The organism is Limnospira sp. PMC 289.06 (assembly GCF_032350395.1).
Taxonomy (GTDB): domain Bacteria; phylum Cyanobacteriota; class Cyanobacteriia; order Cyanobacteriales; family Microcoleaceae; genus Limnospira; species Limnospira platensis.
In genome coordinates, this window is record NZ_JARPLC010000234.1 from 1 (window position 1) to 3,051 (window position 3,051).

1 protein-coding gene and 1 pseudogene are annotated in these 3,051 nt (G+C 46.8%); both read left to right on the plus strand.

Annotated features, from left to right (window positions below):
• Positions 1-210: 210 nt before the first annotated feature.
• Positions 211-1,998 carry an ATP-binding protein gene (locus P5674_RS23855; protein WP_006616057.1) on the plus strand — a complete coding sequence of 596 codons (1,788 nt, stop codon included), beginning with the start codon at positions 211-213 and terminating at the stop codon, positions 1,996-1,998.
• A gap of 238 nt (positions 1,999-2,236) precedes the next feature.
• A pseudogene (locus P5674_RS23860) lies at positions 2,237-3,051 on the plus strand (hypothetical protein); the annotation flags it as partial.

Here is a 3,051-nt window from a genome sequence, read left to right on the forward strand (position 1 = left end):
TTTTCAAAGCCCCTCTCCCCTTGGGAGAGGGGTTTGGGGTGAGGGCTCTACCTTATGGATATGAGAAACGCTATAGGCGCGCGTCAGAGTTTAAAGATTTTCGATCCTCTCACCTCTCAACCAATCCGGAGTCCCACGCTAGGGCTGACTCGGTGGGAAAATCCCCTACAATGTTAATTGATAACTCGGATGTGTGGGATGGGGTGAGCCATGATTGTTGAGGTGTTGTCACTATTTGCTAGTGCTGGGGTCGGAGTTGTTACCACCGAATGTCATAAGTGGGCACAGCGCAAGACTGGAGAAGGTAATCATGACATTGAGAAAGCACTGCTTAGAGCCCATCAGCGCATCTTAAATGATATTTGTGCCTGCTGCCAGAAAACACTGGAATGGCAGGATAGTCAGCCCCTAATTATAGCACGAATTGACCAGATTAAGCAGGATGGCAAACAAATCTTAATAATCGTTGAAGGGGAACAGCCCCAAGGCAGTGAGGGGAGTTGGCAAGGGAGTCAACAGGAGGCAATTCGGTATCAATTGATGCAGCGCCTAGAAGCCGAACACCAGTGGCTACGAGAAGCGCCTCCCGTCTTACTCAACACCTTTCGGAATTTATATTTACCCGGCTTAGTGCATTATTTCCGATTAGAAATTAAATATAATCCCGTGGTGTTTAATACCTTAACCCACGATATCCTTACCCAAATAGTCGGGAAAGTCAGCAATATTGACCAGGAACTCTCGGCAATTCGGGGGAGAATTGATGAGGGTGTGGATACATTTATCGCCTCTTGTCAGGGTTTAGATGAACGGTTTAATCAATTGCTGACCACCTTAAAAGGGACTATTCCAGTTCCGGCGGATTTTGCCGCTTTTATTGAGGAAAAAACCCAGGAATTTTTTGGCAGAGAATTTGTGTTTAATGCCATTGAGGAATTTTGCCAGAAACAAGCCAAGGGTTATTTTATCATTGAAGCAGACCCCGGCGTGGGTAAGAGTGCGTTATTAGCGCAATATGTACAGCAAACGGGATGTCTGGCTTATTTTAATATCCTGTCGGAAAACCGCACCAGCACCGATGATTTTATCAAAAGTATCTGCGCTCAACTGATTGAACGCTATGGGTTAGCCTATGACTTACCCCTGCATCCTGATAATACCCGCAATGGCAACTTTTTGAGCAAATTATTAACCGAAGCGGCGGCAAAAACTGACCGTTTAGTGATTGCGGTGGATGCTTTGGATGAGGTGGATTTAAGCACGCAAAATCGGGGGCAAAATGTGCTTTATCTCCCGGAAAATTTACCCAAGGGGGTCTATTTTGTCCTGACCAAACGCCCGGAGTTTTTTCCTTTTGTCGTCTCGGCTCCCCAGCAGGAGTTTGATATGATGTCCGATGAATATTATCAAGCGAATTTAGCAGATATCGAAGGGTTTATTCGCTATCGCTGCCAACGGGAACCTATCCAGCGCTGGCTGGCGGCCCAAGGGGTGACAGAGGCGGAATTTATCGAATTTTTGGCGGAGAATAGCGAAACTAACTTTATGTATTTAAAGTATGTTCTCAATGATATTGAGGCGGGGAAATATGCTGATTTGAACTGGGAAAATTTGCCCAGGGGTTTGGAGAAATATTATGAGCAACATTGGCAGCGTATGGGGATGGTGACGAGGCCGTTACCCCGGACGAAGTTAAAAATCATCTATTTATTGTCAAAGACTCGGAAGCCTGTATCCTGCGATTTGTTGGCGGATTTTGCGGAGGAAGACCCGTTAACGGTGCAGGAGGTGTTGGATGAATGGGAGCAGTTTTTGCGCCATCGAATTATGGAATATGAGGAGGTTTATAGTATTTATCACAAGAGTTTTCAGGACTTTTTATTTAATAGGAGGACGGTACAAAAGGCGGGGGTATCTTTGCGGGATATTGAACTAGATATAGTTGATAATTTGTGGGATGGTTTGTATGGAGAAGATGAGAACAATAATGAAGAATAATTAGTAGGTTGGGTGGACGCAGGAAACCCAACATCTTAGTAGTAGGTTGGGTGGACGCAGGAAACCCAACATCTTAGTAGGTTATGTGAACCGAGAGCGATCGCATTAGGAGTAGGTTATGTGAACCCAGTAAACCCCACAAAAACTCAACCACCGCCAGCCTAGAGTCCGAGTGTGTTGGGTTTCGCGATCGCTCCACCCAACCTACTATAAATTGTTCTATTTTCACCCGTGAGTTATGACCAGCTTTATTGAACGGCTAAACAAATTCTATCCAGAAAAGCGGCGCTATGCCTTAGAAAAATTCCCTGAGCATCTCGTTAACACTGCCCAAACTGCACGACTACAGAAGCTGCTGACGGATTTTGACTTTATCCAGGCAAAACTGGCGGAGTTCGGGGTGCAAGCCTTAATTGAAGATTACGATTTGGCGATGAGTTCGGATGTCTTGCTGAACCCGGAACAGACGGAAACCCTGCAATTAATCGCGGGGACGTTGCGGCTATCGGCTCATGTTTTGGAATCCGATAAAACCCAACTAGCGGGGCAACTTTGGGGGCGGTTGCTGCCTTATAACACCATAGTAGTTACCGATGAATCTAAATATTTTTGGGAGTATTTGCCGTTAATTGGTCAATTTTTACCTCATAAGCCTGTTAAGACAGTCTTGCAGAAAATTAACAGACCCAGTGACATTGAAACTTTGCTAGAAACAGCAAAACAATGGCGCGGAAATACCTGGTTTCGTCCCCTCACTGCCACCCTCACCCCTCCAGGGGGGCCACTGATTCGCACCCTCTCTGGGCATAGTCGCTCGGTAAATGCAGTGGCGATCGCCCCCGACGGGAAACGAGCCGTGTCTGCATCGGAAGATAAAACCCTGAAACTGTGGGATTTGGAGCAGGGGAGGGAACTCGCTACCCTCTCTGGGCATAGTCGCTCGGTAAATGCAGTGGCGATCGCCCCCGACGGGAAACGAGCCGTGTCTGCATCGGAAGATAAAACCCTGAAACTGTGGGATTTGGAGCAGGGGAGGGAACTCGCTACCCTCTA